This is a genomic window from Blautia faecis (assembly GCF_027662325.1).
GTDB lineage: Bacteria > Bacillota > Clostridia > Lachnospirales > Lachnospiraceae > Blautia_A > Blautia_A faecis.
Genome location: NZ_JAQDKY010000116.1, coordinates 1 through 642 on the forward strand (window position 1 = coordinate 1; position 642 = coordinate 642).

The 642-nt window shown below is 37.5% G+C and carries 1 protein-coding gene; it reads left to right on the plus strand.

Annotation, left to right across the window (positions count from 1 at the left end):
- Nucleotides 1–538: DUF6017 domain-containing protein (locus tag PGQ38_RS19405; RefSeq protein ID WP_334304084.1), on the plus strand; the 538-nt coding region annotated here is incomplete at its 5' end.
- Between the last annotated feature and the right edge of the window lie 104 nt (nt 539–642).

Consider the following 642-nt stretch of genomic DNA (forward strand, 5'->3'; position numbering starts at 1 on the left):
AAACTTCATGAAGTCCCAAAATCAAACTTCTAGAAGTCCCGAAAACAAACTTCAAGAAGTTTACATTTCAAACCCTAATAATACTAATCTTAGTGATACTGAAATGAATGATAATAAATCTAATCATATCATATCTGTGGATGAGAAAAGATTTGATAGCGATAATCACTCTGAGGATTATCAGGCTTATGAAAACCTTGTCAAAGAGACCATTGATTATGAATCACTGGAAGTAACCCATCATGACGATATGCGACAGGTAGATGAAATCGTGAACCTGATCGTAGAAACTGTGATGTGTAAAAACGACAAGATATTGATTGCCAGCAACTGGTATCCGGCATCACTGGTGAAGAAAAAATTTCTGATGCTGACCTATTCACATATCGAGTATGTCTTACACTGTATGAGTGGTAACACCACAAAGGTGAAGAATATCAAGAAATATTTGTTAGCAGCCCTGTTTAATGCACCGTCAACGATGAACGGGTATTATCAGGCAGAGGTGAACCATGATATGCCAGGACTGGTAAGATAGGAGGTTCACATGTTTATTTTAAAATTTGCTGGGAAGATATTATTACTGCCGGTATGGCTGATCCTTTTTGTAATTGGCCTGGCAGTGAAGATGACAGTACAGAC